Raw genomic sequence first — 25,421 nt, forward strand, 5'->3', positions numbered from 1 at the left:
GTGGAGGCTACCTCGCATTCTCAGACATCGTCCAGGAGGTGCGGGGGGAAATGTCCCTCGGACAACGCGGGTGAGTCTTTGGTCGCGGGCCAGCCGGGCGGGCGGGCGCCAGAGGGCCAGCGGCTGAGCGCCACGGCCGGAACCGCCGGAGGGGGCGCCCCTGCCGCTCCGGCCGGGTTGATATGGGATTGAGCTGTGATTGCCGGGAAGATGCTCGCTCCCCGGGCCTCCAGCCGCTCCCCCCTTGCGCCCGCGCTGCCGCCGCTTTATTTTCATTCTGAACCTTTCGGGCTGGAAGTTTCACGGGCCGAACCTTTCGGGGCTGAAGGATGCCGACGCACTACAAGGGCAGCGCGCGGGAGACGCGGGCGCTCGACACGTTCATCAAGCTGACCCGGGCGGTGGAGACGTTGGGGAGCCATCTGCAGCGGCACCTGGCCAGCCTGGAGATCACCCCGCCCCAGCTCGGGGTGCTGGAGTCCCTGCTGCACCTGGGCCCGATGAGCCAGAGCGAGCTGGGTCGCAAGCTGCTGCGCAGCAACCCCAACATGACGGCGGTGCTCGACAACCTGGAGCGCTCGAAGTGGATTCAGCGCGAGCGCAGCCCGGAGGACCGCCGGGTGGTGGTGGTGAGCCTCACCCCCGAGGGGCGGCGTGTCATCGAGAAGGTGTTCCCGGCCCATGCCGCCCACGTCGCGGCGCTGCTGGGGGCCCTGTCCGCCGAGGAGCAGGAACAACTGGGCGCGCTCTGCAAGAAGCTGGGGCTCTCGCTGTCCGGAAGCTGAGCCGTCCGCTGCCCCCCGCAACGAAATTTCCCCTCGCGCATTTAATTCCAGTACGAACCATTAGGGTTCGAAGAAATCGGAGGCGTTCATGTCCAAGGCGAAGAAGGTCGGTCTGTGGGTCCTCACGGTGCTGCTCGCGTTCGCGTTCCTGGGAGCGGGTGGCTCCAAGCTGGCGGGGGCCGCGCCGCACCCGGAGAGCTTCGCCCGGTGGGGCTACCCGCTGTGGTTCATGTACGTGACGGGAGCCACCGAGGTGGTGGCGGCATTGCTGCTGCTCGTGCCGCGCACGGCGACGCTGGGGGCGGGCCTGTATGTCGGCACCATGGTGGGGGCGGTGCTGACGCACCTGAAGGCGGGGGAGGCCTCGCACGTGGGCGCTCCGCTGGTCTTCCTGGTGCTCGCGGTGGTGGTCGGGTTCGCGCGCCGGCACGAGGCGCTGGCGCCATTCAATCGATTCTTCGCTCGCGGTGGGAGCGAGCAGGGGGCACGGGTATGAGCACGCGTTCTGTCGTCAAGGTGGTGGATGCAGTCCAGACACTCGAGGGTGAGGGCTTCCTGGTTCGCAGGCCCTTCCCCATTCCGGGCTTCATGCAGTTCGATCCGTTCCTGCTGCTGGACGAGATGGGGCCGGTGGAGCTGCCGCCGGGAGAGGGGAAGGGCGCGCCGGATCATCCGCATCGGGGCTTCGAGACGGTCAGCTACATCCTGGAGGGCCGGCACGAGCACCGGGACTCGGCGGGGAACGCGGGCGAGCTCGGCCCGGGGGACGTGCAGTGGATGACGGCGGGGGCGGGCGTGGTGCACTCGGAGATGCCGGCGCGTGAGTTCGCCCGCAAGGGGGGGCGCATGCACGGCTTCCAGGTGTGGGTCAACCTGCCCCGGCGCGACAAGATGATGTCGCCGCGCTACCAGGAGGTCCCCGCCGCGCGCATCCCGGTGGCCTCGTCGCCGGACGGCAAGGTGCGGGTGAAGGTCATCGCGGGCGAGTCACTGGGGGCACGCGCGGTCATCGACACGCGCACGCCCATCCAGTACCTGCACTTCACGCTCGAGCCGGGAGGCCACATCGAGCAGCCGGTGCCCCGGGACCACAACGCCTTCGCCTATGTCTTCGGAGGCGAGGGGACGTTCGACCCGGAGGGCAGGCACGCGGCGGACGGGCAGGCGGTGCTGTTCGCCAACGACGCGGAGTCGGTGGTGATGACGAACACGGGAAGCGAGCCCCTCCAGGTCCTGCTCCTGTCGGGAGTGCCTCTGCGCGAGCCCATGGTGCGCTATGGGCCCTTCGTGATGAACACCCAGACGGAGATCCTCCAGGCGTTCGAGGACTACCAGAGCGGCCGCATGGGCCGCATCCAGCCCTGAGGGCGGGGGCTACGGCTTGCCCATCAGCTCCAGGGCGGAGGTGGTGAGCGTGGTGATGCCGGTGCGCAGGGTCCGCTCGGTGTCCGGGGCGAACAGCGCGGAGTGCAGGGAGGGGAGCGTCTGGCCCACCGCCCTGGCCTCCGCGTGCCGCTTGGGCTCGACGGTGCCCACCCAGAGCATCACCGCGGGGACTCCCGCGAGGCCGTACTCGGAGAAGTCCTCGCCGCCCATGACGGGCTGGGCCTCGCGGACGTTCTCCGCGCCGAGCACCCGGGTGACGGCGCTGATCAGCCGCTTCGTCAACTCCGGATCGTTGTAGGTGGCGGGAGTGCCCTCGGAGATGACCATGTCGGGCTTGCGGGGCGCGCCGGCGGCGGTGGCCTCGGCGTTCACCATGCGCTCGATGGCGGCGAGGATCTGCTTGCGGACCTCGGGCTTGTAGGTGCGCACGGTGAGCTGGAGCTTCACCTCGTCGGGGATGATGTTGTGCTTGGTGCCTCCGTGGATGGAGCCCACCGTCACCACGGCGGGCTCGAGCGGGGACTTCTCGCGGCTCACGATGGTCTGCAGCGAGAGGACGGTGCGGGCCGCGAGGACGATGGGGTCCACCGTGGTGTGCGGGTAGGCGCCATGTCCGCCCTTGCCATAGAGGGTGATGTCGACGGAGTCCACGTTCGCCAGGGCGTAGCCGGACACGTACTCGATGCTGCCGGCCACCGCGGTGGCGCTGTTGTGGATGGCGAGGGCGAAGTCGGGCTTGGGGAAGCGCTTGAAGAGGCCGTCCTCGAGCATCTTCCGCGCGCCGCTGCCCTTCTCCTCGGCGGGCTGGCCCACCAGCATGAGGGTGCCGCGCCAGCGGTCCTTCGAGCGGGCCAGGAGCGTGGCGGTGCCGAGCCAGGCCGTCATGTGGACGTCATGTCCGCAGGCATGCATCACGGGCACGCTCTGGCCGGTGTCGTCCTGGGCCGTCACGTGGCTGGCGTAGGGCAGCCCCGTCTTCTCCTCCACCGGGAGCGCATCCAGGTCGGTGCGCAGCATCACCGTGGGGCCCTTGCCATTGCGCAGGAGGGCCACCACGCCATGGCCGCCGACGTTCTGGGTCACCTCGAAGCCGAGCTTGCGCAGACGCTCGGCGAGCTTCGCCGCGGTCTTCTCCTCCTGCTGGGAGAGCTCGGGGTTCTGGTGCAGATCGCGGTAGAGGGCCTCGAGCTCGGGGTAGAGCGCGTCGAGTCCCGCGAGGGCGGGGGAGGGGGCCTTCGCGGCCTGAGCGGCCCCTGCGGGCCAGGCGAGCGCGGCGAGGACGAGTGCGAGGCGTGGGAGCGATGTCACCGTGGTGTCTCCGGTCCGGAACGAGGGGCCGGACTACAGCACGGCCGTGCCACCGCTGCCCACTTCCGCGACCGGTGTGCTCCTGCCTGCTCGAGGGAGCGGAGAGGTGCCCACCGGGCTCGACGCGGCGTGCCTCGCGGCTCCTGCCGGTGGGAGCCTGGCCGTACGGGGTGCTCGGGCCGGGGGTGAACGCCGGCGGCCCGGGCACCTGGAACTTCATGCGTTACTTCTTCGCCATGCGCTCGGCCTGGAGGGCGGCCTGCACGTGCGGCCGCTCGGACACGCGGGTGTAGAAGGCCTTGAGCACCGGCCACTGGTTGATATCGATGCCGGTCCACTGGCCCCAGTTGAGCACGGTGAAGAGATAGGCGTCGGCGACGGTGAACTGCTCGCCCGTGAGGTAGGGGCCCTTCTCGAGCGTGGTGCGCAGGCCGTCGAAGCGCTTGCCGAGGTTCTCGCGCACCAGCTTCTTCACCTCCTCGGGGTAGGCGGGGTTGAAGAGGGGGCTGAAGCCCTTGTGCAGCTCGGTGCTGATGAAGTTGAGCAGCTCCTGGAGGCGGTAGCGCTCCATGGTGCCGTTGGCCGGCGCGAGCTTGGACTGGGGCGCCTTGTCGGCGATGTACTGAACGATGGCGGGGCCCTCGGTGAGGACGCTGCCGTCATCGAGCTGCAGGGTGGGGACGTAGCCCTTGGGGTTGATGGTGGTGAAGTCCTGGCCGGACTCGGTCTTCTTGGACTTCAGGTCGACCTTCTCGAGCTCGAAGTCCAGGCCGGCCTCGCGCAGGACGATGTGCGGCGACAGCGAACAGGCTCCGGGAGCGAAGTAGAGCTTCATGATGTGGGCTTCCTTATGTGCCTGGGTGTAGGCAGCTGGAAATTTGCACGATTTCCCACCTCGGGGAATGGAATCCGCGTGCACCCGCGGTGACGCGCCGGGTCGGCGGGGCTGCCCGCATGGTCCAACCCTGGGTGTGGGTTCGGTTCACACGCTCCAAGACATCGCAAGACTTGCATACCGCAAGACTTGCACACCGCAAAGCTTGCGCATCGCACGGCTTGCAGGGTTGAGGAGAATCGATGTGAGGGGTTGATAAAGTCATATACAAACGCGTGCTCGTTGCGGTATCAAGGAGCGGCCAAGAGGGGAGGTCAGCGTGATTGGGGTTGGGACATCCAACCCGGAGCCCATGACATGCACAGTGATTCTGGTGGAGGTTCTTCGAGGCGGCCGTTCGGTTCGCGGTTGGGATTGACCGTGGGGCTGATGGCGGCCGGAACCCTGGGACTGCTGCCCTCCGTGAGCCGTGCGGACGACCCTGCGCCTGGCGTCATGTTCTTGCTGGACAACCATGAGTCCATGCAAGACTTTCCCCAGTACCTGCCCGAGGCATTCACTCCCGGCTACTACCCCAGCCCCGCGAGCCCCGCGCTCGGGGAGTTGGGCTACGACGGGGATTACGGGCACTTCATCAACACGGGCTGCTCGGATCCGGCGCTGGTCAGCGCGATGAGCTGGTTCGACAAGAACAGCACCGACACGGCGAAGAACGGCTCCGTCATCTACGACAATGACCCCGACTTCGGTCCGACGCCGTTCTTCGAGCCCAACAAGTTCTACCACTCGCGTGGCCGGCGCATCGCGTGGCAGGTGAGTGAGTACCCGTACTCCCTCAGCGCCTCCTTCACGGCGCTGGATGGCGCCACGGATACGTTGACGGCCTGCTTCCAGGAGGTCGGCTGGAGTGGCGCGTATTGGAACTCGGCCGTGATGAATGAGTGCCAAACGTGTCTGGCGACCAAGGGCTGGTGGCGCGGTCCGATGGTCTCCGCCAAGACCCAGCCGGGTTTCAATGGGCCGCAGCAGGTCCCTGGCGAGCCGCCGCTTCCTCCCGAGGCGTATCGCAAGTGGGTCGTCAGCGGCCGCGTCCTCAACGTACGCCCGCCCAAGTTCGTGGTGGCGCGCAAGGCCCTCAAGGATGCCATTGCCACCGCGAGCAACGTCCGCATGGGCGTGGCCACCTTCGGCAAGGACCACGGCTGGTATGATCCGCCGCAGTTGCTTTCGGCGATGCGCCCGAGCTGCGACAAGTCCTCTCCCACCATCGATGAGGCGGCGCTCAACCGGCCCGCGCTGAAGAGCGCCGTCAACCAGGTGCTGTTCCGCAACAACGAGCGTTCCATCGGTGAGGCCCTGTTTGGCCTGGGTGGCTACTTCTCCTCGCAGGTGGTGGACAACAAGTGGGCGAACTGGTTCAACCAGCCGCTCAATCCGGGCTGGGGCTGGCCGGGTGCCTACAACGGTGGTACCTCCGACAATCCCTACACGGGCCAGCAGGGCTCCACCTGGGGCATGGACAGCCAGGAGTGGCTCAAGCAGCCCTACACGGATCCCTCGACGGGAGAGGTCCGGCCGGGTCAGCCCTGGGAGGGCACCGGGTTCGACAAGTCCGTCTGCTCCGACTCCCAGACCAATGCCGTCGTCGTGGTGACCGCTGGGAAGCCCCGCTATGACAACACGGTGCCCATCACCAAGATGATGGACATCCTCGTGGCCAATGGGGCCCGGCACCCGAACGGTGCGCTGCTCACGTTTGATCCGAGCAACCCCGCGACGAACCCGAACCCGGGCGGAGTGAATTACTGCCACCTGTTCGGCAACAGCCAGGAGGACTGCGACTACAGCGACTACAACTGGCCCACCGGTCTGGCGAGGACGAACAAGAACTTCATGGATGACGTGGCGTTCTTCCTGTCCCACACGGACCTGCGCGGCGACATGCCGGGCAGCCAGACAGTGCGCACGTTCGTCGTCGACTACGGGGAGAATAGCGCCATGCTCCAGAGCATCGCGCTGGCGGGCAAGGGCCGCTTCTACCGTGCGACCCAGCCGGCGGCGCTGAGGGATGCGCTCTCGTTCGCCCTGGGGGAGATCCGCACTCCCTTCTGCTCCGCGCCGTAACGGAGCCCTCGCGGAATGAGACGAGGTCAGGGGAGGGCGTATGTGGCCCTGTCCTGGCCTCTGTCATACCGGGCCTGCTCCAGCTTCTGCGGCGGCCTTGCCGTCTCCGGCGTCCTGGGCCAAGACTCGCCCGGTGAGGAACAGACCACTCCGCAGCACCTTTCCGGGTGCCGACTATCAGCTCAAGGTCATCGGCCACCGCCCAACGCCCCTTCGCGATTTCTATCACGCGCTGCTCCGGATGCCCTGGGCGGGGACGTTCGCCGTCATCAGCGGGCTCTACCTGCTGGCGAACATGCTCTTCGCGCTGGGCTTCCTCCTCACAGGCGGAGTCGCGCACGCCGCCCCCGGTTCGTTCTCGGATGCGTTCTTCTTCAGCGTGCAGACGATGGGCACCATCGGCTATGGCGCCATGTATCCGGAGTCCGTCCCGGCCCACATCCTCGTGGTGGCGGAGTCGATCGTCGGGCTGTCCATCACCGCGCTGGCCACCGGGCTCGTGTTCGCCAAGTTCTCGCTCTCGCGCGCCCGGGTCCAGTTCACCCGGAACGCCGTCATCACCCTCATGAACGGTGTCCCCACGTTGATGTTCCGGCTCGGCAACGAGCGTGGAAACCGGATCGTGAACGCGGAGATTCGCGTCGTGCTCACCCGGACCGAGCGGACCTCCGAAGGCATCACGTTCTATCGCTCGTATGACCTCCGATTGGTGAGGGATCGCGCGCTCTCGCTGTCCCGCTCGTGGAGCGCGCTGCACATCATCGACCGCGACAGTCCCCTGTGCGGACAGACCCCCGAGTCGCTCCGGGCCCAGGAGGTGGAGCTCCAGGTCATGGTGCTGGGAATCGACGACATCACCCTGCAGTCCCTCCACGCTGGCCATCGCTACTTCGCGGCGCAGATTCTTTGGGGCTCGAAGCTCGTGGACATCCTCTCCGAGGACAAGGAGGGGGACATGGTGCTCGATCTGCGCAGGTTCCACGACACCGAGCCCACCCCATCGACCCCGGACTTCCCCTACCCGAAGGCCTCCTGACCGGGAGCGTGTGACAATCCGGCCTCGACAGGGGACTGTGACTCGGCCATGACGGGCTCGCGCCATGATGCGCCGACGCGAGATGGGGACCATCCATTGGGAGAAGTCGCATGAGCTACGTCGGCACGTTCCGCAAACTCGCCGAGGCGTTTCAGGAGGGGCGGGCCGCCGGTTACATGGACAGCGGGCTCGTTCTGCACCAGCGCCGGTTCCGCTCCGTGTCGGAGGAGGCGGAGGCCGGCACAGACTCCTTCGCGGCGCGCCCGCCATCGCCGGACGCTCTCGAGCCGGAGTCCCTGAAGGGGCTGCTCGACAGGGATGACGGCGTCACGGAGAACCTCGAGTTCCCGTACCGCATCCTCGCGCCGTCCGGGGGCGGGCGGAGCTCCCGGGGCGTGCTCGTCCTCCATGGACTCAATGAGCGGCGGTGGGAGAAGTACCTGCCGTGGGCCAAGGCGCTCGTCGAGGGGCTCGGCGTCCCCGTCATTCTCTTCCCCGTGGCGTTCCACATGGACAGGTCCCCCGCGCTCTGGGCCGAGCCGAGGACCATGCGGCAGCTCAGCCGCGAGCGCATGCGCCGCATTCCGGAGCTCGAGGCCTCCAGCTTCGCGAATGCCGCCTTGAGCACCCGCCTCCACGCGCGGCCGGATCGCTTCGTCTGGTCCGGCCTGCGCACCCTGAGGGACCTCACGCGCCTGTCCGAGAGCATCCAGCGCGGCGAGGAGCCGCTCCTGGCTCCCGGGGCGCGGCTCGACTTCTTCGCGTACTCCATCGGCGCGTTCCTGGCGGAGATCCTCCTCATGGCCGATGACGGCGCGCGGTTCGCCGGCTCCCGGCTCGTGACCTTCTGCGGCGGATGCCTCCTGTCGCAGACCGTGCCCCTGTCCCGGGAGATCCTCGACAGCGCGGCTGCCCGCGCGCTGCACCGGCTCTTCGAGAACCTCGACAACGAGAAACAGCTCCGGCCCGAGCTGGGACGGCTGCTCGCGGAGGACGCCGCGGGCCGGGCCTTCGAGCTCATGGTGCGTGAGGATCGCCACCGTTCCGGGCGGGAGGCGGCCCTCCAGCGGATCGGCGCGCGGATGAGCGCGATCTCCCTGCGAGGGGATCGGGTGATGCCGGCCATGGCCGTGGCCGAGACCCTGGCCGGCAGCGGGGCCCGGGTGGAGATCCTCGATCCACCGTACGCCTATGAGCACGCGAACCCGTTCCCGCTCCAGGGCACCGTCGAGGCGGAGGTCGAGCGCGGATTCGAGGCGGTGTTCGAGAGGGCGGTGGCCTGGCTGGACGGGTGAGTGTGGTATGCTCGTGGGAACGCCGCTCGATCGTTCGCGCTCGAGCGTCCGCCGGAGTCCGCATGGCCAGGGAAGCACAAAGTGGGGGAGTGGCCTTCTTTCGATCCAACCGTCCATCCCTGCGAGATGGAGAGCGCGAGTACATCCTGCTCGAGTTCCATGAGCCGCTCCCACCGGAGCACGAGCCCGTGGCGCTGGGTGACACGTGGCGGGCCGAGCGCCGGCTGCGTGACTTCGCGCAGGACTACTTCAACCTGCGCACGCTGCGCGAGCTGATCCACACCCACGCCATCGCGCGGCCGTTCGAGCCCTTCACGGAGGAGCAGGTCGTGCGGCAGGCGGCGATGCTGTTCTCCCGAGGGCAGGTGCGGCTGGCGAGGGCGCCCCTGGTGATGGTGCCCGGGACGGTGCCACCGCTCGAGAAGAAGGCCACGGAGGAGGCCGCCCCTGTCGAGGAGAAGGTGCGGCTGATGATTCAGGTGGTCGACGACGTCACCGAGGATCCGATCTCCGACCTCGAGCTGAACCTCAAGCTGCCCGACGGCTCCGAGAAGAAGGTCAAGACCGACGACGATGGCCGCATCGAGCTCTCGGATCTCACCCAGGGGCGCGTCAAGGTGACGACGGTCATCGAGGGTGCGACCCTGAACGAGACGCTGGCGTTCGCGAAGGCCGGTGTCCTTCCGGCCCTGCAGCCCGCGGGGAAGAAGACCCGCAAGCGCCGCAAGGGCGTCTCGGGGAGCTTCCTGGCGCGAATCATCTCGCACAAGGTCTCCGACGGCGAGACGCTGGAGAGCATCGCCGAGTCGTACGAGCTCACGGCGGACGCGCTCGCGAAGTTCAACTGGGGCACGACCGATCCCGAGAAGATCCAGAGCCACCTGCTCATCGACGTGGGCTGCACGACCAAGGACGACAGCGGCAAGTTCGTGCTCAGCAGCGAGGACAACCCTGGAATCATCTACGTGGCCCGTCCGCTGGACATGGACTGGGTGGCTCTGGAGCAGCGCCACATCTGGCGAGTGAAGAAGCTGCCAGAGCCCCGGCTCTACCTGTTCTCGGCCTGAGCTGCCGGGGCCGCGGCCTGGAGGTCAGTAGACCGCGAGCCCCACCGACCACGAGCTGATGAAGTTGCGCGTGTCCGGGGTGGCGGTCGGCAGCCAGTCCTGGGTCCAGCGGAAGGTCAGCCCCAGGCGCGTGGAGATCTCGAGCTCCGCGAGCGCGCCGAAGGAGACATAGGGCCGCTGCTCGTGCGTGTCGGGCAGCCACCCGGCCGAGGCGGACCACGACTGTCCGCCGCCGACGAAGGGGCCCAGGTGCAGGCGCCACAGGACGATGGGAGACCACTGGGCCTCCAGGCCGAGCCGCACGTTGTAGAAGCTGTCGTCGAACTGCATGCGCGTGTGGGCGAGGAGACCGAATTTCTTCGCGGGGTAGTAGCCGAACGCGAAGTGGTAGCCGAGGCTGCGCTGGTTCATGCCGGGCAGTGCGAGGCTGTCGTAGCCAGCGCCGAACTGGTACGAGAAGCCCTTGCGATTGAGTGGTGCGGCACCGCGCAGCCACATGCCGGCACCTTCCTCGCCCGACAGCGTGGCGCTGTCGATGTTGGAGAGATCCGCGAGGGTGAGCTCGTCGAGCGCGACGATGCGCTGGGCGCCGTGGGTGTCCAGCAGGTGCAGCGGGTGGTGCGGGTGCACGGCGACCTGGCCTTCGTAGCGGGCGCCCTCGGTGGCGGCGAGCCCGACGCCGACCGCGACGCCGACGACGACCGCGACCGCCAGGAGCACTCCAACGTCCTTGATGTCGCCGATGTTGCCGACGGACCCGCCCCCTCCGGTGCTCACGGAGCCGCCGGACGAGGAACCGGAGACGGGTGTGGCGTCATGGACGAGCTCGGGTGGATTGTAGGGGGGCGGCGCGTAGTAGGGCTCGCCGAAGTCGCCGTAGAAGGAAGGCACCCAGTAGCCGTGCAGGTGCAGGGAGTAACCCGGAGGCGGCTCCTCCGTGGGGATCCAGGGGGGGGCCGCCTCCGGCTCCCAGGCCGTCGTGAACTGCTGGACGGCATACACGCTCTGTCCGCGCTCCTGAGGCGGAGTCTGCGCGAGGCGCTCCAGCTCGGTTCGTGGAATCTCGTAGAAGTGGCCGAGGCACCCGCTCGTCAGCACCGCGATGAGGGTGGTGAGTGCCTGCAGACGCAGGTGCCGTGGATACGCGTCTCGAATCATGTGCCCTTCCTCCGGGTCGCCGAGGGGCCAGGGCCAACATAGGACGATCGGGCCCGCCAATGAACCACGCCGCGGTCTGTTTCCCTCGGCTCACGCGGAGCCGGGTGCGTTGGGCACCGTGGTAGTCTTTCCTCCACCCATGCGTCTGAACCGACTGTTGCTGGCTCTTCTCTCGCTTCTCGGCACCGCCTGTGCCACCACTCCGGCGAGGGATGTCTCCTCCACTTCGCAGCCCGCCGCCGTGGCGGAGCAGCGGGCCTTCCTCTGGGAGGTGACGCGCCCGGGCACTCCGGACAAGCCGCTGTATCTCACCGGCTCGGTGCACCTGGGCCGGCCCGGCCAGTTCGTCTTTCCGCCCTCGATGGAGGCCGCCCTCGTGCGCTCCCAGGCGCTCGTGGTGGAGCTGGATCCGGACAAGGCCTCATCGCAGGCACAGCGGTTGGTGATGAGCCTGGGCCTGCTTCCTCCGGCGGACAGCCTGAGTGCGCACCTGAGCCCCGAGACACGGGCGTTGCTGCCCCAGGCGCTCCAGCGGGTGGGACTTCCCGCTCAGGCCGTGGAGCGCATGCGGCCGTGGTTGGTGTCCGTCTCGCTCTCCGTGCTGGAGATGCAGAAGGCCGGTTACTCGGAGGCGGGCGGCATCGACCGGTTGCTGCTGGCCAGGGCGCGAGGCAGCAAGAGCATCGTGGAACTGGAGACGATCGAGGGCCAGCTGAACATGCTCTCCGGTTTCCCCGATGAGATGCAGGACCTCATGCTGAGGGAGCAGCTCAAGGGCTCCGAGCTGACGGCGGTCACCATGGCGCAGGTGGCCACGGCCTGGGAGGGCGGAAATCCCGAGGCCCTGGCCCAGGTGATCTTCGCGCAGAAGGACGACCCCGCCTACAAGCCCTACTACGAGGCCCTCTTCTTCACGCGCAACCGGCAGATGGCGGACAAGCTGGCCGCGTTGCTCGACAAGCCGGAGACGCACTTCGCCGTGGTGGGCGCCGGTCACCTGGTGGGGGAGGGCGGGCTGCTCGACCTGATGGCGCGTAAGGGGTTCCAGGTGCGCCAGCTTCCACGCGAGTAGAAGCGGGTCATCCACGCTCGAAGCCCAGACGATGAGCGGATGGATGGCCGTGGGTGGTTCAGGCGCCGGCCAGGGTTCTCAGGGTGGCGTTCTTCAGGCGGCGTCTGGCTTCTTTCGCGGGCAGTCCCGTGAAGTGCATGGCCAGCGCCACCTTCACCTCGTTGCCGGCCTGCTCCAACAGCCGCTTCGCCGCGGCAGGGGACAGGCCCGTCAGCTCCGCCACCATCCGTGCCGCCCGCTCGCGCAGCTTCTCGTTCGTGGGCCGCACGTCCACCATCCGCCCCCGGTACACCTTCCCCAGCGTCACGAAGGCCGTGGTGGTGAGCGCGTTCAGGATCAGCTTCGTCGCCGTGCCCGCCTTCAGCCGCGTGCTGCCCGCCACCAGCTCCGGACCCGTGTCGGCCAGCAGCACGTGGTCCGCCACCCGGGGGCCCGGCCGGTTGCAGCACACCAGCACCGTGCGCGCTCCCCGTCGCTTCGCCTCGTCCAGTGCTCCCAGAACGAAGGGCGTCCGCGCGCTCGCGGAGACTCCACACACTACGTCCCGCGGCCCCACGCGCAGCCGGCTCATCGACGCGGCACCGGCCCCGGCGTCGTCCTCCGCGCCCTCCACGGCACGCGTCATCGCCCGGCGTCCACCGGCGATCACTGCTTGCACCTGGCTGGGGGAGGTTCCGAACGTGGGGGGACACTCGCTCGCGTCGAGCACCCCGAGGCGCCCGCTGGTTCCCGCTCCCACGTAGAGCAGACGGCCGCCCGCCCGCAATGCGTCCGCTGCGGCCCGAGCCACTCGCGCGACTTCACGCAACGCGGGACGGACCGCACGGACGGCGGCTTCGTCTTCTTGATGCAGACGGCGGACGACCTCCTCCGCTGAGGCGAGGTCCAGGTCGTCCGCCCGAGGATGCAGTCGCTCGGTGGGAGGGAGCGCGATCCGTTTCGAGCGCGATCTTCCCACCCGCGAGCTCACGGGCTTCCTCAGGCCGCCTTGGTCACCTTGCCCGCCTTGATGCAGCGGGTGCAGGCCAACACGCGCTCCGTGCGGCCCTCAACGGACGCCCGGATCTTCTGCAGATTCGGGAGGGTCCGCTTCTTCGTCTTATTGTTCGCGTGGCTGACGTTATTGCCCACGAGCGGCCGCTTCCCGCAGATGTCACACTTCCAGGCCATGACTGCCAACTCCTTGAAATCAGGGACGAAATGAGAGCCCGCCCTAAGAGAGGGGCGGAACCTACCCTACAAGCTACCGGAAAATCCAGTCTGATCGGGCCTCAGCGTTTGAGGACCGCCTTCTTCTTGAGCATCTCCTGCACCAGTCGCGTGGCTCGCGCGCCGGCCAGGAACTCTCCCTCGAGCCCCAGCCCGGGAAGGACCTCGCGGCCGGCGAGTAGCACGTTCTTGGCGGGAGTGTGTTGCTTCAACCCCGTCACCCCCAGCACCGCTTCCGAGTCGAAGACGTAGTGGGGGTGGGGCATGAGCCGGCTGCCTCGCACCGCGCCGGCGTCCAGGTAGGGGGCCGAGCGCAGCAGGCGCTTGTCCTTCGTGAAGGGCATCAGCGCGTCCAGGTGGGCGTCGATGCGCATGGCCAGCGACTGGAGGTAGCCCTCACCCAGGTCTCGCACGCTGGCGGGCACGAAGACTCCGGCGCAGATGACTCGGAGCGATGGATCGTCCTTGCCCTCGAGCGTCCGGGCGGGGAGCTGCTGGATGAGCAGCGAGCCCAGCTCGGTGTCCTCGGTGTCCGCCAACAGCAACTCTCCCATGCCGCGCGGCAGCACCGCCTCCGGCAGCACCCAGTTCACCGCGAAGAGGAAGGACTTGGTGGTGGACAGGTCCAGGTGCTCGCTCAGGGCCCGGTGCTTCTTGCGGTCCGTGATGAGCCGGCGCAGCGCTCCTGCATCCGTGGCGGACACCAGGCACGAGGCCCGGTACAGCGTGTCCGAGCGCAGCAGCTTCACCGCGGAGAAGCGGCTTCCATCGAAGTGCAGCTCCTCCACCACGTAGGTGTCCGTGTTCTCGGGGGTGAGGAGGTCTCCGCCCAGCTCCACGAACCGCTCGAAGAGCAGCTTGCGCAGGCCATCCCGCCCGCCCGGATAGCGCCAGGGCGTCTGCAGGGCCTGTGACAGCGGGCGCGTGCGCGCCAGGGGCGAGGCTGGCTGATCCAGGTGGACGACGAAGGGCAGCAGGCCTCGAAGCAGCTTCGAGGGCTCGTCCTGTCCCACGAGTCTCGGCTCCGTCTGGAGCCCCGGGTTCTGGCCCACGCGCTTCTTGAGGTTCCAGGACTCCAGCATGCCGTCCGGAGGCAGCGGCGGCCCTTCCTTGAAGAAGGTGTCGGAGGGCTCGTGCTGGAGGGCCGTGGCGGCGATGTCCGCGGCGATGCGCTCGCCCTCGGGGCCGAACTCGCGGACGAACTCGGCGCGCCGACGGGCCGCGTCGGCGTGTAGGTCCACCCGGTGGCGCGGCATCACCAGTTGCAGCTCGGGCTGGTGCGGCTGCTGGTTGCGCTGGAGCGTCGTGGTAATGCCCAGCTCCGTGAAGGCCTCCTCCAACGCGGGCATCGTCTTGAGCGCCGGAGCGATGAAGGGCGCGTAGGGCAGCACGAAGCCGTCGTGCTCGTAGCCCGGTCCGGTTCCATCGTGCTCGACCAGGAGCACGCTGTAGCCCCGCTTGGCGAGCAGTGCCGCGGCCAGCGCTCCTCCGAGCTGGCTGCCCAGGATGATCACGTCATAGACGTGCCTGGAGGGGGCCGTGGCGGAGGGGAGCGGCTTGGATCTGGCGGCTGGCGTCGGCATTGCGCCGCGCACACTACACACGTTGCCGTGGGCCCGGCAGCGCTTTCCCGCTCCAGGTGCCCGAAAAGGTCGGGAGGGGCGGCCCTACGGCGGGGGCTCCCCGGATGGCTCCACCGGACGCCAGTGCGGTGCCTCGTCCGGGTCGGGACGGCCCTCGAGCAACTCGTGAGGGCGGAACGTTCCCTTGTAGCGCAGGGACGCGCAGCCCTGGACGCGGTAGCCGAGGTACACGTGGGGAATTCCCCTCGCCCGCGCCAGCTCCACCTGGAACACCACGTTGGCCGAGCCCGGCGAGCAGCGCGCGTACGCGGGATCATAGAAGAAGTACACCGCGCTCCAGGCGTGGGGCGTCTCGTCGCAGATGCCCAGGCCCACCAGCCGGGGCCCGCCCTCGGCGGTGTCGTCGTAGTAGGCCACCTCGCGCGCCGCCGGGTGGGGGAAGGCGAACTGGAGGAAGTACTCGCGCATGCCGAGCGGTGAGGCGTCCCACTCGCGCGTCTGCTCGCGCTCGGCGTGCCAGGCGCGGTAGAGCTCCAGCCGTGTTTCGTCCACCCGGGGCGGGCCCACCTCCACGCGGAAGTGGGCGCACGCGGCGCGCGCCCGGCGCTGGCTCCGGTTGGGCTGGAAGGTGTCCGTGGGGATGCGCAGCGAGACGCACTCGGTGCACGCCTGGCACGCGGGCCGGAAGTACAGCGGGCCGAAGCGGCGCCACCCTCGCACGAGCATCCGCTCGTACTCCTCGGGCGTTACGCCCTGCATCACCAACTGCTCCAGCGAGGAGCGTTGATCCGGCAGGTAGTTGCACGGGCCGGGCGGTTCGACGCTATGTCCCAGGATGATGGCCATGGCTTCTCCCCTCGTTCCTGGGCGATGGCGGCCCTCACGTCAAGGGGTGGCGCCCGGTGGGTTGATGGCTGGAGAACGAGCAGACGGAGGAGGGAAGCGCCTCATCCCCGCCCGGGCCCTCGGGGAGCGGGGGCGCTCACAAGTCCTCGTCGCTCAACACGGTGAGCCCGGATTGGGCGAGCAGGGCCGCCGTCACGCCCTGGCCCCGTACCACCACACCGTCCACTTGTGTGCCCTGGGTGCCACACGAGGGGCTGCGCTCCTTCAACAGCGCCACCTCCACCCCGAAGCGCCGTGCCGCCGCCAGCGCCAGCTCCGCGCCCCGGCGGAAGGCCTCGGTTCTATCCGTTCCCGACGCCACTTCCGCCGCTCGCGCCCGGCCCGCCAGTACCTCGGCGCCCGCGCCGCCCTTCAGCTCCACCGCGGGCCGTGGAATGCCCAGTCCCGCGCCTGTTTCCGGGCACACGGGCACCACTTCCTTGCCCTCCAGCGCCCGCATCACCTTGTCCGAGCCCTTCGACTTGCCGTCGTACCGGCATGCCTCGCCGAGCAGGCACGCGCTCACGAGCACCACCCGGGCCTCGCGCAGTGCCGCCACCCGCTCCTCGCGCGTCATCCTGGCTCTCCCGGGTTGCGCAGGCTCTGCTCGCCCATCGCGGGCCCCGCCGTCGTTACCGCGCGCCCGCCCTCCTGCCGCACCGCCCCCATGGCGGCCAGCTTCACCACCAGCGGGTACAGCCGGTGCTCTTCCTTCAGGATACGCGCCGACAGCGCCGCTTCGTCGTCCCCCGGCAGCACCGGCACCACGGCCTGCGCGATGATGGGGCCCGTGTCCATGCCCGGGTCCACGAAGTGCACCGTGCACCCGGCCACCTTCACTCCGCGCTCCAGCGCCTGACGCTGCGCATGCAGTCCCGGGAAGGCCGGCAGCAGCGACGGGTGGATGTTCAGCACCTTCCCCGGGAAGCGTCCCAGGAAGTCCGCCCCCAGCAGCCGCATGAAGCCCGCCAGGCACACCCACTCCACGTCCGCCGACACCAGCACGTCCACCAGCGCCTTCTCGAAGTCCGCCCGCGAGCCGAAGGCCTTGTGGTCCAGTACCACCGTCGGCACTCTGGCCTTCCTCGCCCGCTCCAGCGCGAAGGCCGTGGGCACGTTGGACACCACCACCGCCACCTCGGCCGGGAAGTCCGGTCGGGCGCACGCATCGAGCAGGGCCTGCAGGTTGCTGCCACTGCCCGACACCAGCACGCCCAGCTTCGTCCGGCCGCTCATGGCGTGATGACCGCCGTGGCCTCGCCCTGGCCCGCCTCCACGCGGCCCACTTCCGCCGCCTCCACCCCACGCGCCTTCAGCACCGCCAGCGCCGCCGGCACGTCCGCCTTCGCCACCACCGCGATGAGCCCCAGGCCCATGTTGAAGGTGCTGTACATCTCGTCGTGCGCCACCCCGCCCAGCTTCTGGATGAGCTCGAAGATGGCCGGGCGCTTCCACGTCTTCTCGTCCAGCACCGCCCGCGTCCCGTCCGGCAGGCACCGCGGCAGGTTGCCCGGAATCCCGCTGCCGGTGATGTGCGCGAAGCCCTTCACCTTCACCGCCTTCATCAGCGCCAGCGCGTCCTTCACGTAGATGCGCGTGGGCTCCAGCAGCGCGTCGGCCAGCGGACGGTCCAGGCCCTCGGGCACCGCGTCCAGCTTCAGCTTCGCGTCCTCCAGCAGCACCTTGCGCGCCAGCGAATAGCCGTTGGAGTGCAGGCCGGAGGAGGGCAGCCCGATGAGCGCGTCCCCGGGTGCCACGCTCTTCCCATCGATGATCTCCGAGCGCTCCACCACGCCCACGCAGAAGCCGGCCAGGTCGTACTCGCCCCGCGCGTAGAAGCCCGGCATCTCCGCCGTCTCCCCGCCCAGCAGCGTGCACCCCGCCTGCTCACAGCCCTGGGCGATGCCCTTCACCACCTCGGCCGCGGCGTCCACCTCCAGCCGCCCCGTGGCGAAGTAGTCCAGGAAGAAGAGCGGCTCCGCCCCGCAGGTGAGGATGTCATTCACCGACATCGCCACCAGGTCGATGCCCACCGTGCCGTGCCGGCCCGCCTGGAAGGCCACCTTCAGCTTGGTGCCCACTCCATCCGTGCCCGCCACCAGCACCGGCTCCCGGTACTTCCCGGGCGGCAGGGCGAACAGGCCCCCGAATCCACCCACCCCGGCCACCACCTCCGGCCTCACCGTCCGCGCCGCATAGGGCTTGATACGCTCGACGAACGCGTCGCCCGCCTCGATGTCTACTCCGGACTGCTTGTAGGTCGTTCCCACGGCGGGCCTTCTACCGGCTTTTCCCGGCCGTTGTCTCGGCCGATGGCGCTCCGGGTGTTGCCTCTTCCACCCCCGAAACCCCGTGCTCCGCGCGGGAAGAGCGACGGCCTCCTCTCGCCAGGCGGCCCGGCCCCCGGACGACCGGGTCGCACTCGGAGTGTCATCCTCGCGCTGCCCTGGCAGGAGGGGCTCCAGGCAGGATGCGGCTCGGGGTGGGCGTCTGACCGACACCCCCGGCCTGGAAAACATCGGATCCGAGACGGAATTTGACCCTGTCGATGGGGGCGGCTTAACTCGCCCTGCGATGGGCGCCGAGGAAACCCTCTTTCAGCGATTCGGCAAGGAGTTCCCGAAGGGCACGGTCCTCTTCCGCGAGGGAGAGCCGGGCAAGGAGATGTTCGTTCTCCAATCGGGGAAGATAGCCATCTCCAAGCGTGTGCGCGACGTGGAGAAGGTGTTGGCCGTGCTCGGTCCGGGGGAGTTCTTCGGCGAGATGGCCATCATCTCCAACAAGCCGCGCAACGCCTCCGCCACGGTCAGCGAGGACGCCAAGCTGCTGGTCATCGACCCCAAGACGTTCGAGGGGATGATCCGCGGCAACGCGGAGATCGCCGTGCGGATGATCAAGAAGCTGGCCGAGCGGCTGTCCGAAGCGGACGCGCAGATCGAGAACCTGCTGCACGCGGATCCCGCCAGCCGGGTGGTGCACCACATCCTCCAGGTGTGCCAGACGCGCGGGCGGGCCATGGAGGAGGGAGTGGAGATCGAGCTGCCGGTGCGCGAGCTGCCCCGGCAGATTGGCGTGGGCGAGCCCGCCATCCGCAACATGCTGGACCGCCTGGAGCGGGCCGGCCTGGTGGAGCGCGCGGGTGACAGACTCACCGTCTATGACACGGCCCGCGTCCACGACTTCCTCCAATACCTGGAGATGAAGTGGAAGTTCGGAGATCTCTAGCGTGAAGCTCCAGGTCCTCGGCTGCCATGGCGGTGAGCTGCCCTCGTGCCGTACCACGTGCTTTCTGGTGGATGACGTGCTCTCGCTCGACGCGGGCGCGCTCACGAGCACGCTGTCGCTGGAGCAGCTCTGCAAGATCGACGACATCATCGTCGGCCACAGCCACTTCGATCATGTGAAGGATCTGCCGCTGATGGCGGACCTGATCATCGGCCGCCGCGACAAGCCGGTCACCATCCACGCCTCGCGGGAGTGCGCCCGTGCGCTGCGCGAGAACATGTTCAACAACGCGCTCTGGCCGGACTTCACGCGCATCCCCACGCGCAAGGAGCCGGTGCTGCGCATCAAGCCCTTCCGGGCCGGCAGCACCTTCCAGGTGGGTCCCTATACGGTGCAGTCCATTCCGGTGCACCACCCGGTGGAGTCCTGCGGGTTCGTGATCACGCGGGGCCGCACCTCGCTGGCCATGAGCGGCGATACCGGCCCCACCGACAAGCTGTGGAAGGTGCTCAACCAGACGCCCACCCTCAAGGCGCTCCTGGTGGAGACGAGCTTCCCCAACGCATTGCAGCAACTGGCCGACGTGTCCGGTCACCTCACTCCGCGTACGCTCAAGAGCGAGCTGTCCCGGTTCGAGCGCGACGGCTGCACCGTGCTCGTCTACCACATCAAGCCCGCCTTCATCTCGCAGGTGAAGAAGGAGCTGGGAGAGCTGCCGGTGGAGATCCTGGAGCTCGGCGACTCCTTCGAGTTCTAGCCCGGCAGTCCCCTGGACGGACGACCTCGGGGGTCGCTTCCGGAACGGGGGACGCGCATGGGTGTTGACGGGCCCCGGGCAGTGGGATTAACGCCCCTCCCATGGCCTGGTTCTCCAAGAAGCCCCGTATCGCGACCACTCCCGAGCCCGTCGAAGCCCCCAGCCGCATGCAGGGGCTCTGGGCCAAGTGCGAGAACTGCGACGAGATCATCTACCGGCAGGAGTTGGAGAAGAACCTCAACGTCTGCCCGCACTGCGATCACCACCTGCCCTGGCCGGCGCGCGCCCGCCTGGCCTCCCTGTTGGATCCGGACAGCTTCGAGGAGTTCGACAAGGAGCTGGAGCCGCAGGATCCGCTCGGGTTCACGGACACCAAGAAGTACAAGGACCGGCTCCGGTCCACGCGCAAGTCGCTCGAGGAGAATGACGCCTTCATCTCCGGCGTGGGCCGCATCGACGGCAAGCCGGTGTCCATCGGCTGCTTCGTCTTCGAGTTCATGGGCGGCTCCATGGGCTCGGTGGTGGGGGAGAAAGTCACCCGCGTCTTCGAGCGCGCCTATGAGCTCAAGTGCCCGGCCATCGTCTTCTCGGCCTCGGGCGGCGCGCGCATGCAGGAGGGCATCTTCTCCCTCATGCAGATGGCCAAGACGAGCGCGGCCATCGCCCGCTTCCGCAACGTGGGCAAGCCGTACGTCTCGGTGCTGCTGCACCCGACCACCGGCGGCGTGGCGGCCTCCTTCGCGTGGCTGGGTGACTTCATCCTCGCCGAGCCCAAGGCTCTCATCGGCTTCGCCGGCCCGCGCGTCATCGAGCAGACCATCCGCCAGAAGCTCCCCGAGGGCTTCCAGCGCTCCGAGTTCCTCGTCGAGCACGGGATGATCGACTCCATCGTCCCGCGCAAGGAGCTGCGCGCGACGCTGGGCCAGGTGCTCGGCCTGCTCGGTTAGTCCCCACCGCGCCATGACGCTGCCCCGGACGCCGACGGAGGCCCTGGAGTTCTTCTCCCGGCTCAGTCCTTCCAGCATCAAGCTCGGACTGGAGCGGGTGCGGGAGACATTGGAGGCGCTCGGCCACCCCGAGCGCCGCTACCCCGCGCTCCACGTGGCGGGGACCAATGGCAAGGGCAGTACCTGCGCCTTCTCCTCGGCCGCGCTCCATGCCGCGGGCCACCGGGTGGGGCTCTACACCTCGCCGCACCTGGTGCGCGTCAACGAGCGCATCCGCGTGAATGGCGTGGAGATTCCGGACGAGGTATTTGGCCAGCGCATCCTGGAGGTGCTCGAGCGGCACCCCGGCGCGGCCACCTCGCTCACGTACTTCGAGTTCGGCACCGTGGTGGCCTTCTGGCACTTCGCCCAGGAGGCCGTGGACGTGGCCGTGATGGAGGTGGGGCTCGGCGGGCGCCTGGACGCGACGAGTGCGTGCGTGCCGCTCGTCACCGCCATCACCCCGGTGTCCTTCGACCACATGGAGTACCTGGGCAACACGCTGGGGGCCATCGCCGGGGAGAAGGCCGGCATCCTCAAGCCGGGCGTGCCCGTGGTGGTGAGTCGTCAGGAGCCCGAGGCGCTCGCCGCGATCGAGCACAGGGCAGGGGAGGTGGGAGCACCCCTGCTCCTCGAGGGCCGTGACTTCTCCGTGAGCGTCCGCCCGGATGGACGCCTCGCCTACGAGGGGCTGGGTCTCTCCCTGGAAGGCCTCTTGCTGGGCTTGCGGGGTGAGCACCAGCGGCAGAACGCGGCGGTGGCGCTCGCCTCCTTGGAGCAGCTCTCCTCGCGCGGCGTCGCTGTCTCCCCGGAGGCCCTGCGGGCGGGACTCGCCGGCGCTCGCTGGCCCGGACGCCTGGAGGAACTGGGTGGCCCGCCCCCCGTGCTGCTGGACGGCGCTCACAACCCCGCCGGGGTGCAGGTGCTGCTCGCCGGCCTGCGCTCGCTCTACCGGGGACGGCGCGTGCACTGTGTCTTCGGCGTGGTGGCGGACAAGGACCGCGGGCCGATGCTCCGCGCGCTCCTACCTGCATGCACCTCTGTGCACCTCACCCCCCTCGACACCCCTCGCTCGCTGCCCCCGGAGCGCTACCTGGACGAGGCTCGCACCCTCTGTGCGGACGTGTGCGCCTATCCATCACTGGACACTGCACTGGCCGGAGCACGCGGCAGGGCGGCTGCCGGCGACATCATCCTGTGCACCGGTTCACTGTTCCTGGTGGGTTCCGTACGGGCCAGGCTCGGTGGAAACCTTGGCGCATTGCATCACAATCCGTAGATTCAAGGCATGCGCCTGCCGGATTGGAGAGCAGCGACTCCAACGGGTCCTCATACGCCGACGGTCGATGAGCTCGACTTCCGGTCGCTTTACCAGAAGACGAAGTACGTGGTGGAGACGGCGGACGGTTGGTCCCTGGTCATCACCCGCTACCGCCCCGTCAAGCAGCCCTTCGCCCAGCCCCTGTTCGGCGAGCCCCTGCTGTTGGTGCACGGCTTCTCGCAGAACCGCCACGCCTGGACGAGCGGTCAGTTCGTCAAGAACCTGCTCTTCTTCGGGGTGGACATCCACATCCTGGAACTGCGCGGGCACGGCAAGAGCTCCATCGACTTCCAGAAGGAGCGGGCCGCGCGCTTCCGCCGTCCGCTGCCGCAGGACCTGGACTACGGCTGGGACATCGACAGCTACTTCCTCTACGACCTGCCGGCCGCCGTGTCGGGGGTGAAGCGCATCACCCGGCGCGAGCGCATCTTCTTCTGCGGCCACTCCATGGGCGGGATGCTCGGCTACGGCTACGCCGGCATCCACGACGACTTCGAGGGCCTCATCACCATTGGCTCTCCGGCGGACCTGGGCCGGGGCATCATGATGCTGCGGATGCTGGCCCTGTGGACTCCGGCGGCGGGCATGGCACTCGATGCAGCGCTCGCGGGCCTGAACCTGGAGGCGCAGGTGGGGCACAAGGGGCGGATGCTGCTCGCCCGAGGCGTTTCCGTCCTCAACGAGAGCCTGGCTCGGTGGCTGGAGCCCAAGGACGCGCCCCGCCAGCACCGGTTCCACTACATCCCGGTGGATGACTGGCTGAAGTTCGCCGAGCGGCAACTCGCCCGCGCCGAGGACCATCCGGTCTTCAACCGCATCACCACGCGGATCAACCGGTTGAGCAACCCCGCGCGCGTCAGCGCCAAGGACGTCCGCTGGCTGCTGCGCGAGGGCGGGGAGCGCGAGCCGCGCAAGGTGGTGGAGCAGTTCGCGAGGTGGATCCGCCGTGGGGAGATGGTCTGCTACCGCACGGGGTTCGACTTCAAGCGGGGCTTCTCCAAGATCCAGATTCCGATGGCCATCATCTTCGGGGACATGGATCCGCTGGCATCGGTGGAGTCCACTCGGAGCGTGTACCACGCGGCCCAGAGCGAGTACCTGCTGTGGCGGCCGGTGAAGGGCAACAGCCACATCGAGCTGACGATGGGGCACGACATCCGGCAGATCTGCTACGACATCAAGAACCTCATCGAGTACGCGCGCACGCACCGCACCCACAAGCCCGCGCTGCCTCGGTTGCGGTGAGCGCCCGGGCTCACTTCGCCCGCGCTGCCTCGATGAGCTCGGCCAGCAGGGTGCGGTGACACGCCTCGGCGATGATGCAGTCCTTCGAGCACAGCAACGTCACCGTCTCTCCGCGGTCCACCCGGGCCGCGAGCTCGGCGATGGTGCCGCGCTGGGCCTCCATCTCTCGCAGGTAGCGCTCGCGGTACGCGTCGAGGGTAATAGGCGTCTGGCCCTTGCCCTGGAAGGCGGCGAGGAGCTCCGGGCTGGGTCCCAGGTCCCTCATCCACACGTCCCACGTCTCCTTGGCCTTGGGGAGCCCACGCGGGCGAAACCGGCAGATCAAGATGCGCAGCCCATCGTCGGGCTCCGCGGGCACACACCAACGTCGGGTCTTGAGCGGCATCCGTCGGGAACACCAGGTCGGCTCGAGGTCATCCAGCCCGCACCACCGTTGTCGGTGATGATCTGGTTTTTATCGATATACTCGTTTTCTCTGGCTCCCGTTCGTGGTCGACACCGGACTTCGGGTGGCACTGTTGCCCGGCCGCGAGCGAGGCCATTTTCAGCATGGGAACAGCCACGCCCGTGACGGGATTGCTGGAAAGTTGGAGCCCGAGCACCGCGTGCTAGCTTCGAGGGCGGAATGCGTCCGTCCAGAGGGAAGTCGCCGATGAAGGCCATCGTGGTTGCGTTGCTTGCTTGGTTGCTGGTGCCGGGTCTGGCGCTGGCACAGCAGGGGCAGGCCCCGGCCCAGGGCAATCTCAACACCATCACGAGCGTGAGCGTGAAGGGTGGGACGGTGGAGATCGTGGGGACGAAGAAGCCCAACTTTACCACCTTCACGATGACGGATCCGCCGCGCCTGGTCATCGACATCTCCGAGGCCGTCTTCTCCGGCGTGAAGGAGGACATCACCGTTGGCAACGGCACCATCACCGCCATCCGCACGGCCAGCTACGGCTCCGACGATTCGGCCATTGCCCGCGTGCTCATCGGCTTCGCGCGCGAGGTGGACCCGGACATCCAGGCCACCGGGAACTCGCTGGTGATCAGCGTGGCGGGCGGAGCGCGTGTGGCGCAGGCAATGCCCTCTGGCCCGGCAACGGCTCCGGCGGCGACGGGCCCGGCGCCTGGCTCCACCCCGGAGCAGGCGGCCGTGGCGGCGCAGGCGGACAGGCAGCAGCAGGAGAAGGCGGCGGCCCAGGCGGCTGGGGCAGCGCAGACGGACAGGCAGCAGCAGGAGAAGGCCACGGCCGATGCGGCCGCGGCGGCGCAGGCGGACAGGCAGCAGCAGGAGAAGGCGGCGGCCCAGGCGGCCGCTGCGGCGCAGGCGGAGGCCGAGGCCCAGCGGCAGGCCCAGGCGCGAGCCGAGGCCGAGCGCAAGGCCCAGGAGGAGTCCGCACGGGTGGCGGCCCAGCAGGCCGAACAGCAGCGCCAGCAGCAGCAGCGTGCCGAGAAGGAGGCCGCCGCGGCCGCCGAGAAGCAGCGCCAGGAGGAGGCCCGTGCCGCGGCCGAGGAGAAGAAGCACCAGCAGGCCGAGGAGAAGGCTCGCCGAGAGGCGGAGGCTCAGTCCGCTGCTGATGCGAGGAAGCGCCAGCAGGAGGAGGCCCGTGCCGCGGTCGAGGAGAAGAAGCGCGCCGCGGCCGAGGAACGAGAGCGCCAGCGCGAGGAGGCCCGCGCCGCGGCCGAGGAGAAGAAGCGCCAGCAGGCCGAGGCGCGCCAGCTGCGCGTGGCCCAGGCCGAGACGCCGCACCGGGTGGCTCCAGAGCAGGGGGACGGTGCCGGCGCCTCCTCGAACCGCAAGACGATGACGCTGGTGGGCTTCAAGCAGGAGCCCTCGGCCTCGCGCGTCTTCATCCGCACCAACGAGCCCGTGCGCTTCTCCGTCTCCGAGGGCCACAAGGAAGTGGTGCTGGAGCTGGAGAACACCCGCATCGCCGAGTCGAACAACACCCGGGCCCTGGACACCTCCTTCTTCGACACCGCCGTGGCTTCGGTGGATGCGAACGCGGGCCCCTCCCGCACGGTGAGGGTCGCCATCAAGTTGAAGCAGCAGGTGCCTTACCAGACCCATCAGGAGGGCAACGAGCTGTCGATCGAGTTCCAGCGGCCCGCCCCTCGTTGAGGGAGTGTAGGAGGCCCGGTCCTCGATGCGCCGGCCA

Annotated in this window: 25 protein-coding genes; 14 read left to right on the forward strand and 11 right to left on the reverse strand. The window is 68.7% G+C overall.

Translation table 11 applies throughout. From position 1 onward, the window contains the following. Positions 1–329 precede the first annotated feature (329 nt). The 3 genes from DAT35_RS40760 (at position 330) to DAT35_RS40770 (ending at position 2,150) form a co-directional block, all read left to right on the forward strand. A complete protein-coding gene (locus DAT35_RS40760; protein WP_108074704.1) occupies positions 330–785 on the forward strand; it encodes a MarR family winged helix-turn-helix transcriptional regulator in 456 nt (151 codons plus the stop codon). Between the two features lie 88 nt (positions 786–873). Continuing rightward, positions 874–1,281 carry a DoxX family protein gene (locus DAT35_RS40765; RefSeq protein WP_108074705.1) on the forward strand — a complete coding sequence of 136 codons (408 nt, stop codon included), beginning with the start codon at positions 874–876 and terminating at the stop codon, positions 1,279–1,281. Continuing rightward, positions 1,278–2,150 (forward strand): pirin family protein, encoded by an 873-nt coding sequence (locus DAT35_RS40770; protein ID WP_108074706.1) that lies wholly within the window; start codon positions 1,278–1,280, stop codon positions 2,148–2,150. The genes DAT35_RS40765 and DAT35_RS40770 overlap by 4 nt, the downstream gene beginning before the upstream one ends. Before the next feature lie 9 nt (positions 2,151–2,159). On the opposite strand, the gene DAT35_RS40775 is transcribed toward DAT35_RS40770, so the two are convergent. Together DAT35_RS40775 and gstA are read right to left on the reverse strand one after the other, a co-directional pair. Continuing rightward, positions 2,160–3,479, reverse strand: a complete 1,320-nt coding sequence (locus DAT35_RS40775) for an amidohydrolase (protein ID WP_108074707.1) — start codon at positions 3,477–3,479, stop codon at positions 2,160–2,162. 223 nt (positions 3,480–3,702) lie between these two features. Continuing rightward, positions 3,703–4,314, reverse strand: a complete 612-nt coding sequence (gene gstA, locus DAT35_RS40780; RefSeq protein ID WP_108074708.1) for a glutathione transferase GstA — start codon at positions 4,312–4,314, stop codon at positions 3,703–3,705. A 522-nt stretch (positions 4,315–4,836) separates the two neighbouring features. Between gstA and DAT35_RS40785 the strand changes: the two genes are divergently transcribed. The 4 genes from DAT35_RS40785 to DAT35_RS40800 all read left to right on the forward strand — a co-directional run bounded on the left by DAT35_RS40785 (position 4,837) and on the right by DAT35_RS40800 (position 9,836). Then, the gene (locus tag DAT35_RS40785) at positions 4,837–6,438 is read left to right on the forward strand and encodes a hypothetical protein (protein WP_146210091.1); all 1,602 of its coding nucleotides are present in this window, start codon (positions 4,837–4,839) and stop codon (positions 6,436–6,438) included. A 133-nt stretch (positions 6,439–6,571) separates the two neighbouring features. Beyond that, positions 6,572–7,474, forward strand: coding sequence for an ion channel (locus tag DAT35_RS40790; protein WP_158502103.1), 903 nt, complete (start codon positions 6,572–6,574; stop codon positions 7,472–7,474). 110 nt (positions 7,475–7,584) lie between these two features. Next, on the forward strand, positions 7,585–8,769 hold the full coding sequence (locus DAT35_RS40795; protein WP_108074711.1) for a DUF6051 family protein: 1,185 nt from the start codon (positions 7,585–7,587) through the stop codon (positions 8,767–8,769). An 89-nt stretch (positions 8,770–8,858) separates the two neighbouring features. Then, on the forward strand, positions 8,859–9,836 hold the full coding sequence (locus tag DAT35_RS40800) for a LysM peptidoglycan-binding domain-containing protein (protein WP_108074712.1): 978 nt from the start codon (positions 8,859–8,861) through the stop codon (positions 9,834–9,836). Between the two features lie 24 nt (positions 9,837–9,860). Here the strand turns inward: DAT35_RS40800 and DAT35_RS40805 are convergent, their stop codons facing one another. Then, positions 9,861–10,994 carry a hypothetical protein gene (locus DAT35_RS40805; RefSeq protein WP_146210092.1) on the reverse strand — a complete coding sequence of 378 codons (1,134 nt, stop codon included), beginning with the start codon at positions 10,992–10,994 and terminating at the stop codon, positions 9,861–9,863. Between the two features lie 139 nt (positions 10,995–11,133). Here DAT35_RS40805 and DAT35_RS40810 point away from each other — a divergent pair, with 139 nt between their 5' ends. Next, positions 11,134–12,066: a TraB/GumN family protein gene (locus tag DAT35_RS40810; protein WP_158502104.1), complete on the forward strand. Its 933-nt coding sequence runs from the start codon at positions 11,134–11,136 to the stop codon at positions 12,064–12,066. A 58-nt stretch (positions 12,067–12,124) separates the two neighbouring features. Here the strand turns inward: DAT35_RS40810 and murQ are convergent, their stop codons facing one another. From murQ to purM, 7 genes are all read right to left on the reverse strand, one after another. Beyond that, positions 12,125–13,036 carry an N-acetylmuramic acid 6-phosphate etherase gene (gene murQ, locus DAT35_RS40815; protein WP_369946318.1) on the reverse strand — a complete coding sequence of 304 codons (912 nt, stop codon included), beginning with the start codon at positions 13,034–13,036 and terminating at the stop codon, positions 12,125–12,127. 8 nt (positions 13,037–13,044) lie between these two features. Next, positions 13,045–13,236, reverse strand: a complete 192-nt coding sequence (gene rpmB, locus DAT35_RS40820) for a 50S ribosomal protein L28 (protein ID WP_043403428.1) — start codon at positions 13,234–13,236, stop codon at positions 13,045–13,047. A 101-nt stretch (positions 13,237–13,337) separates the two neighbouring features. After that, positions 13,338–14,858, reverse strand: a complete 1,521-nt coding sequence (locus DAT35_RS40825; protein WP_108074715.1) for an NAD(P)-binding protein — start codon at positions 14,856–14,858, stop codon at positions 13,338–13,340. Between the two features lie 84 nt (positions 14,859–14,942). Then, a complete protein-coding gene (locus tag DAT35_RS40830; protein WP_108074716.1) occupies positions 14,943–15,704 on the reverse strand; it encodes an arginyltransferase in 762 nt (253 codons plus the stop codon). A gap of 136 nt (positions 15,705–15,840) precedes the next feature. Further along, positions 15,841–16,320, reverse strand: a complete 480-nt coding sequence (locus DAT35_RS40835; protein ID WP_108074717.1) for a DUF523 domain-containing protein — start codon at positions 16,318–16,320, stop codon at positions 15,841–15,843. After that, positions 16,317–16,979 carry a phosphoribosylglycinamide formyltransferase gene (purN, locus tag DAT35_RS40840; protein WP_108074718.1) on the reverse strand — a complete coding sequence of 221 codons (663 nt, stop codon included), beginning with the start codon at positions 16,977–16,979 and terminating at the stop codon, positions 16,317–16,319. The genes DAT35_RS40835 and purN overlap by 4 nt, the downstream gene beginning before the upstream one ends. Beyond that, entirely contained in the window at positions 16,976–18,013 is a 1,038-nt protein-coding gene (purM, locus tag DAT35_RS40845; protein ID WP_108074719.1) for a phosphoribosylformylglycinamidine cyclo-ligase, read from the reverse strand. Before purM ends, purN begins: the two co-directional genes overlap by 4 nt. 304 nt (positions 18,014–18,317) lie before the next feature. Here purM and DAT35_RS40850 point away from each other — a divergent pair, with 304 nt between their 5' ends. The 5 genes from DAT35_RS40850 to DAT35_RS40870 all read left to right on the forward strand — a co-directional run bounded on the left by DAT35_RS40850 (position 18,318) and on the right by DAT35_RS40870 (position 23,277). Next, positions 18,318–18,968 (forward strand): Crp/Fnr family transcriptional regulator, encoded by a 651-nt coding sequence (locus tag DAT35_RS40850; protein WP_108074720.1) that lies wholly within the window; start codon positions 18,318–18,320, stop codon positions 18,966–18,968. Between the two features lies 1 nt (position 18,969). Beyond that, on the forward strand, positions 18,970–19,725 hold the full coding sequence (locus DAT35_RS40855) for an MBL fold metallo-hydrolase (protein WP_108074721.1): 756 nt from the start codon (positions 18,970–18,972) through the stop codon (positions 19,723–19,725). 101 nt (positions 19,726–19,826) lie between these two features. Beyond that, complete coding sequence (gene accD / locus DAT35_RS40860; RefSeq protein WP_108074722.1) at positions 19,827–20,672, forward strand: acetyl-CoA carboxylase, carboxyltransferase subunit beta; 846 nt, start codon at positions 19,827–19,829, stop codon at positions 20,670–20,672. A gap of 13 nt (positions 20,673–20,685) precedes the next feature. Next, complete coding sequence (locus DAT35_RS40865) at positions 20,686–21,990, forward strand: folylpolyglutamate synthase/dihydrofolate synthase family protein (protein WP_199243144.1); 1,305 nt, start codon at positions 20,686–20,688, stop codon at positions 21,988–21,990. Between the two features lie 9 nt (positions 21,991–21,999). Next, a complete protein-coding gene (locus tag DAT35_RS40870; RefSeq protein WP_108074723.1) occupies positions 22,000–23,277 on the forward strand; it encodes an alpha/beta hydrolase in 1,278 nt (425 codons plus the stop codon). A gap of 10 nt (positions 23,278–23,287) precedes the next feature. Here the strand turns inward: DAT35_RS40870 and DAT35_RS40875 are convergent, their stop codons facing one another. Further along, positions 23,288–23,662, reverse strand: coding sequence for a DUF488 domain-containing protein (locus DAT35_RS40875; RefSeq protein WP_108074724.1), 375 nt, complete (start codon positions 23,660–23,662; stop codon positions 23,288–23,290). A 240-nt stretch (positions 23,663–23,902) separates the two neighbouring features. Here DAT35_RS40875 and DAT35_RS40880 point away from each other — a divergent pair, with 240 nt between their 5' ends. After that, positions 23,903–25,384: an AMIN domain-containing protein gene (locus tag DAT35_RS40880; protein ID WP_233262012.1), complete on the forward strand. Its 1,482-nt coding sequence runs from the start codon at positions 23,903–23,905 to the stop codon at positions 25,382–25,384. Positions 25,385–25,421: the final 37 nt, after the last annotated feature.

The sequence above is a fragment of the Vitiosangium sp. GDMCC 1.1324 genome (assembly GCF_003044305.1).
Taxonomy (GTDB): domain Bacteria; phylum Myxococcota; class Myxococcia; order Myxococcales; family Myxococcaceae; genus Archangium.

Coding starts and splice junctions, on each gene's coding strand:
- DAT35_RS40770 (WP_108074706.1), top strand. CDS start 1,278: ATGAGCACGCGTTCTGTCGTCAAGGTGGTGGATGCAGTCCAGACACTC.
- DAT35_RS40765 (WP_108074705.1), top strand. CDS start 874: ATGTCCAAGGCGAAGAAGGTCGGTCTGTGGGTCCTCACGGTGCTGCTC.
- DAT35_RS40825 (WP_108074715.1), bottom strand. CDS start 14,858: ATGCCGACGCCAGCCGCCAGATCCAAGCCGCTCCCCTCCGCCACGGCC.
- DAT35_RS40835 (WP_108074717.1), bottom strand. CDS start 16,320: ATGACGCGCGAGGAGCGGGTGGCGGCACTGCGCGAGGCCCGGGTGGTG.
- DAT35_RS40795 (WP_108074711.1), top strand. CDS start 7,585: ATGAGCTACGTCGGCACGTTCCGCAAACTCGCCGAGGCGTTTCAGGAG.
- DAT35_RS40810 (WP_158502104.1), top strand. CDS start 11,134: ATGCGTCTGAACCGACTGTTGCTGGCTCTTCTCTCGCTTCTCGGCACC.
- DAT35_RS40785 (WP_146210091.1), top strand. CDS start 4,837: ATGCAAGACTTTCCCCAGTACCTGCCCGAGGCATTCACTCCCGGCTAC.
- DAT35_RS40875 (WP_108074724.1), bottom strand. CDS start 23,662: ATGCCGCTCAAGACCCGACGTTGGTGTGTGCCCGCGGAGCCCGACGAT.
- rpmB (WP_043403428.1), bottom strand. CDS start 13,236: ATGGCCTGGAAGTGTGACATCTGCGGGAAGCGGCCGCTCGTGGGCAAT.
- DAT35_RS40850 (WP_108074720.1), top strand. CDS start 18,318: ATGGGCGCCGAGGAAACCCTCTTTCAGCGATTCGGCAAGGAGTTCCCG.
- DAT35_RS40760 (WP_108074704.1), top strand. CDS start 330: ATGCCGACGCACTACAAGGGCAGCGCGCGGGAGACGCGGGCGCTCGAC.
- DAT35_RS40805 (WP_146210092.1), bottom strand. CDS start 10,994: ATGATTCGAGACGCGTATCCACGGCACCTGCGTCTGCAGGCACTCACC.
- DAT35_RS40880 (WP_233262012.1), top strand. CDS start 23,903: ATGCGTCCGTCCAGAGGGAAGTCGCCGATGAAGGCCATCGTGGTTGCG.
- DAT35_RS40865 (WP_199243144.1), top strand. CDS start 20,686: ATGACGCTGCCCCGGACGCCGACGGAGGCCCTGGAGTTCTTCTCCCGG.
- accD (WP_108074722.1), top strand. CDS start 19,827: ATGGCCTGGTTCTCCAAGAAGCCCCGTATCGCGACCACTCCCGAGCCC.
- DAT35_RS40870 (WP_108074723.1), top strand. CDS start 22,000: ATGCGCCTGCCGGATTGGAGAGCAGCGACTCCAACGGGTCCTCATACG.
- purN (WP_108074718.1), bottom strand. CDS start 16,979: ATGAGCGGCCGGACGAAGCTGGGCGTGCTGGTGTCGGGCAGTGGCAGC.
- DAT35_RS40830 (WP_108074716.1), bottom strand. CDS start 15,704: ATGGCCATCATCCTGGGACATAGCGTCGAACCGCCCGGCCCGTGCAAC.
- gstA (WP_108074708.1), bottom strand. CDS start 4,314: ATGAAGCTCTACTTCGCTCCCGGAGCCTGTTCGCTGTCGCCGCACATC.